Below are 5,320 nucleotides of genomic sequence, written 5' to 3' on the forward strand. Positions count from 1 at the left end.
AGTCTTACTGTGTCATAAATTACGAGGCGAGACTTGTCTCTGGTAACAAGGACATCGTGCGAGGTTGCGCGCGAGGGCTTACGCCTGGCGGCCACAGGCTCATTGATGATTGCACGCCCACGACGTAGGCCAGTCCCACTTTCGTCAGCCCCGTGCGGAACGTCGTGTCGACGCCATAACCGGCGTCGGCTAGGACGACGCCCGGTGCGACGCCCTGCGCCTGCGCGGTCCGCACTTGATCGAGCGCGATCTGCGGTTTGGTTCTGAAGACGATGTCGTCGGGCACGCCCGCTTTGGCGCGCCGCGCGGGATCGTCAGCCCAGACCTGCGGCAGATAGAGCCGGTAGGCAATCGGCAGGCTGGCATGATCGTTGGCGACCGACAGGGAAACTGCGATCTGGCAGTTGTCCTGCTTGCCGAGTTGGCCGCAATATTGCCGCGACACGCCGACCGAATGCACCCCCTTTTTTGGAAAGCCGGTGTCATCAATGATCCAGGCACGAATAGGCCCGTGACGCTCGATCATCGCCAGCGCATGCGTCCGGACCTTCGCCATCACGGCTTCATCCGACCACCCGGCCTTCGCGACGAAATGATGCAACGATTGATGCGCCGCCTGCACACGGGTTGGTTCGACGCGCGCCGCCATCGGTTCGACGCTCTTGCGCTCGCCCGGTAAGATCAGGCCGGCGCAATAGGCCCGCAGCGGTGCCGCACGATCGGAGTGCCCCACCGCCGACGAGAGCATCTCCACAAACGCCGCGAAGTGCGATTCACTCGTTCCTCTATCACGTTCGACATCCACGGCCGCCTCCGAATCGCGGGTGAATCTCGATCATGAATCAAATCGAACATTTATGACGCAGTAAGACTAAGATTGGTTGATGCTCTCGTAAATAATAGCGGCCATTATTATAAACTATATAGTACTCCACGAAGGCAGCGGCCTGCCGTCTGGATTATCAGACGAGTGTCGAGCAGATTGCGATCCTTTAAGGTCCGGCACCGGAGTTCGATCTTCCACCGGTCTGGGGCCAATGGCGGAAAAGTTTGGTGTTAGCGGCCCGCGGGAGCGTTGAGAATGTTCAATTGGGGCGTGATCGGGGCAGGGTTCGCTGCTAGGAAATTCGTACTTGGACTTCGTTTCTCCACTCGTTGCGGTGTAAAACGCGTCTATTCCAGAAATTTCGACAACACGCGTACTTTTGCACGTGAACTCGCGATTCCGGAAGCAGCTAGAAACTGGGGCGAAGCGCTTGCTGATGGCGTCGATGCCGTTTTCATAGCTACGCCGCCGTCCCTCCATAGGGAACATGCGCTTCGCGCTTTTGCCTCCGGCAAACACGCGTTGATCGAGAAACCGCTCGCGGCCTCCGCAGATGATGCACGGTTAATTGTGACCGCCGCGCGGGATGCAGGTCTCTTTTGTATGGAGGGGCTCTGGAATCTACACTTGCCGATAGCAGACCGAATGCAGGAGGTATTGAAAGGCGGTCTCGTTGGAGAAGTTCGCAGTTTCAGCGGAAGCTTCGGCACCTCCAATATTCCATCCCACAGCGACAATCAATTCAATGCTGCTTTGGGTGGCGGCGCGCTCCGTCATCGCTTGGTCTACCCGTTAGCATGGGCGCTTGCCCTCCTGGGTCCTGCTCGGGTTGTTGGGGCGGCCGGCCATATCGGATCTTGGAACGTCGACGAGGATTGCGTCGTTATACTGCGTCACGATTCCGGGGTGCTTTCGACATTGCAAGCAAGTCTGCGGGGTCCGCTCAGGAACGATATCGAGATAGCCGGCGACAAGGGGCGCCTGCTGGTCTCCCCGCCTATCTATAGACCGTTCCGCTTTCGAGTGGCGCGCGCGACCCCCGTAAAACGGCTCAACTCACACGGACGATTTTCGACCTTACGCGAGTCTATGTTAGCCCAAGGTGCTCAACAACGGCTCCATGGGATCTTATCCCTAATTAATTCCGCGCGGAATCGCAGTGTAGTTAGCCCTTATCAAGGTAACGGTTATCACTACCAAGCTGACGAAGCCGCGCGTTGCGTCGCGACCGGACTTGTGGAAAGCCCGGTTTCTCCTTTGACGCGTTCTCTGCTTGCTGCAGAACTCCTCGACGAGTCGGCGAGGCGGTTCATTTGAAACACTCAAAAGTCAGAGGAAACACGAATGAAAATCGGCATCATCGGATGCGGTTATGTGTTCGATCATTACATGGCGACCTGGAATCGTTATCCAGGCCTTGTCATTGCCGGTATTGCGGACATCGATGCGTTACGGCGGGATCGAGCCGCCGCTTTCTACGAATTGAAGGCCTACGCTTCGAATGATGCGCTGCTCGCTGATCCCGAGATCGGCGTCGTTATCAACCTCACCAGCATCAGGAGTCACTATGAAGTGACACGCACGGCACTGAACGCGGGTAAGCACGTTTATTCCGAAAAACCCCTTGTCACTGACATGGACCAAGCGCGCGAGCTTTTCGATCTCGCGGAATCGAAAGGTCTGCGGCTTTCCAGTGCGCCGTCGAACGCGCTCGGCGACACCACACAAACGATGTGGAAGGCGGTGCGCGACGGCGCGGTCGGAGATGTACGTACGGTTTACGCAGAGTTTGACGACAACGTCATCTATCTAATGCACCCTGAGGATTGGCGCAGCCGTACTGGCGCGCCGTGGCCCTATTTGCATGAATACGAAGCGGGATGTACGTTCGAGCATGTCGGCTACCATTTGACTTGGCTATGCGCAATTTTTGGCCCCGTTGAAAGCGTGACTGCGTTCTCCAAGCAAACGCTGCCCGATAAGACGAACATGCCGCTGGATCCTCCTAACACCCCCGATTTCTCCGTCGCCTGCCTTAACTTCAAAAGCGGCGTCGTTGGACGTGTCACCTGTTCGATCGGAGTTCCCTACGATCATCGTATGCGGATCTTTGGCAATAAGGGCATGATTTCAGCCGATACATATCGGGATTATCGATGCCCAGTCTATCTAGAACGGTTCAGTCAGCTTAGCCTCAACGCTCGCAAGGCGATGAGTGTGCGGCGCAACTCATTCTTGCAGTGGCTATTCGGCGTGAGGGGCCGGAAGCTGCCTTTGCTATGTTTGCCACCTCCGGGATCCGCAAACTGCGGCGTGCAGCCCAAAATCAAATGGTGGAAGCTTGGTGAAGTTTTTCGCACACTGAAACTCCGGGAACTCGGTCAGCAGGATAAGGTTCTCGGGATCGCTGAACTGGCCGATGCGATCGCGACCGGCCGCCCCTCGTTTCCCTCGCATGCCTTTACACTCCATTTAACCGAGCTGACCCTCGCAATCCAACGGGCAGGGATAGCGAACGCTGCCTACCGGCTCGAGACGACCTTCGAACCAAGCGAGCCTCGCCCCGAAACTCTAGCTTCACGGATTAATTATGCCAACTTTGGCGAGCCAAACTGGCTGCAACAGCGCATCGACGCGTTCCTGATCAGCATGCACAAGCATTGAGTGATCGACAATGAAGTGGTCCTCGACCGCCGGGACTCGAGAACCCTCGTAGGTCAACACCAAAGATAGTCAAAACACAATCCAAACTAGTCTTACTGCGTCATAAATTTTTGTAGTTTGGCGGTTTTTGTGATCGGAGCGGCGCAGCACGGGCAGCGTCGCAGGTGTTTGACGAAGGCGAGAACGAGCCGTCGGCGCATGGCGGCAATCGAGTTTGGAATGTGCCGCTCGGGCCGCAGCGGGAGATCCTCTGGGTCTGTCACCTTTGGGAATGCCAGCCTTCTGGACCATCGCGGTGGAACGAGGTGCTGAGGGGGGAATCGTCTCCCTTTCGGAGATCAAGAACCCGTAGGCCGCGATGCAGAGCGTGGCGTGATGGTGGAAGCCGCGCCATCCTCGTCCTTCGAAATGCCCGAGCCCGACCTCCTGCTTCAACTCCTGATAATCGCGCTCGATGCGCCAGCGGAGTTTGGTGAGATCGACCAGATTGCCGAAGGTGATATTTTGCGGAAGTGTCGAGAGCCAATATTTTGTTGGGGCTGCCTCCCCCTTCGGCCACTCGATCAACAACCATTCTTCCGAGCGGCTCCTGGTTAGATTGTAATCGCGGTGAGCGACACGGATCCGCAACCGCGCAAAGCGCGAGGACAATTGTTCGGCTGAGCCCTCGCGCCAGGCGATCGTGCGCCAGGCTTTTGCCGGCAAGCCCAAAGCAAGCTGCTTGACTGAGATGGGCCGATGATTGTGATCACGCCGTATCAACTTCGGCGGCCGTCCGCGGCCCGACCAAGCCTTGGGATGCAACGGTGCCGTGCCCGGCGCCCATACCGTTGTGTTCGGCAAGATGCCGGCCACATAGGTCAATCCTAGTGCGCTGATGCTGCTGCGCAGTTCCGTGTTGCAACCATATCCGGCGTCCATCAGCACGACCCCGCGTGGCAGGCCGGCTGCACTGGCCGCACGGATCTGCTCAAGCGCGATCTGCGGCTTGGTCCTGAAACGGATATCTGCGGGCACACCTGTCTTGCGCCGACGTTCATCGTCCGTCGTCCACTGATCCGGCAAATACAGCCGATACGCCACCGGCAGGCTGGCGTGGTGGTTGGCAATCGATAGCGACACCGCGACCTGGCAATTGTCCTGCTTGCCAAGTTGACCACAATACTGCCGTGCCACCCCAACCGAATGCCGGCCCTGTTTGGGGAAGCCTGTGTCGTCGATAATCCAGGCATCGATCTGCCCGTGGCGCACAATCTCCGGCAGGATCATCTCGCGCACCTTGGCCAGAACCTTCTCGTCCGACCAGCGCCCTTCGCCGACAAAATGCAGCAGTGATTGATGTTGGGCCGCCGTCCGCTCAGGTGCGGTCACCGCCGCCATAGGTTCGACGCTCTTGCGCTCGCATGGCATCAGCAGACCAACGCAGTAATCCCGCAGCGGCCGGGCGCGGTCCGCATGCCCGATCAAACTCACAAGTCCCGCGACATAGGCTTCAAATCGCGATGCACTGTCAGCCGCAATCCGGTGATCCATCTCAGCTCCTCATGCCGAAAAACGAATCTCCCAAAACTAGCAAGCTTCCCAGTCCTCATAGTGCGGCTTTCTGACTCAGTAAGACTAGAGCCGAGAATGCGGTGCTGCGACACTGTCCGGCGTCAGCGCTGATGGGACCCAAGCGGCTTAACTGCGAACGGAGGATCTCTGGTTCATCGTAGCCTTTCAAAGGAACGAAGATGAGACAGAAATCCGGGACAGGGAAAGCGCCATCGGAGCAGGTCATCAAGGACATCCGCCGTGCGACCCGCAAGCAGTATTCGGCCGAAGAGAAAA

Annotated in this window: 3 protein-coding genes and 1 pseudogene; 2 read left to right on the top strand and 2 right to left on the bottom strand. The window is 57.8% G+C overall.

Annotation, left to right across the window (positions count from 1 at the left end):
- Positions 1-73: 73 nt before the first annotated feature.
- Positions 74-748, bottom strand: a pseudogene (locus NWI01_RS18380) (IS701 family transposase); the annotation flags it as partial.
- Positions 749-1,081: 333 nt separating this feature from the next.
- Between NWI01_RS18380 and NWI01_RS18385 the strand changes: the two are divergent.
- Both NWI01_RS18385 and NWI01_RS18390 read left to right on the top strand, forming a co-directional pair.
- Positions 1,082-2,143 (top strand): Gfo/Idh/MocA family protein, encoded by a 1,062-nt coding sequence (locus tag NWI01_RS18385; RefSeq protein ID WP_141385382.1) that lies wholly within the window; start codon positions 1,082-1,084, stop codon positions 2,141-2,143.
- A 27-nt stretch (positions 2,144-2,170) separates the two neighbouring features.
- On the top strand, positions 2,171-3,490 hold the full coding sequence (locus tag NWI01_RS18390) for a Gfo/Idh/MocA family protein (protein ID WP_141385383.1): 1,320 nt from the start codon (positions 2,171-2,173) through the stop codon (positions 3,488-3,490).
- A 69-nt stretch (positions 3,491-3,559) separates the two neighbouring features.
- On the opposite strand, the gene NWI01_RS18395 is transcribed toward NWI01_RS18390, so the two are convergent.
- Positions 3,560-5,023 (bottom strand): IS701 family transposase, encoded by a 1,464-nt coding sequence (locus NWI01_RS18395; RefSeq protein ID WP_141385384.1) that lies wholly within the window; start codon positions 5,021-5,023, stop codon positions 3,560-3,562.
- Positions 5,024-5,320: the final 297 nt, after the last annotated feature.

Origin of the sequence: Nitrobacter winogradskyi, assembly GCF_006539545.1 — a bacterium.
GTDB classification, from domain to species: domain Bacteria; phylum Pseudomonadota; class Alphaproteobacteria; order Rhizobiales; family Xanthobacteraceae; genus Nitrobacter; species Nitrobacter winogradskyi_A.

Coding starts and splice junctions, on each gene's coding strand:
- NWI01_RS18390 (WP_141385383.1), top strand. CDS start 2,171: ATGAAAATCGGCATCATCGGATGCGGTTATGTGTTCGATCATTACATG.
- NWI01_RS18385 (WP_141385382.1), top strand. CDS start 1,082: ATGTTCAATTGGGGCGTGATCGGGGCAGGGTTCGCTGCTAGGAAATTC.
- NWI01_RS18395 (WP_141385384.1), bottom strand. CDS start 5,023: ATGGATCACCGGATTGCGGCTGACAGTGCATCGCGATTTGAAGCCTAT.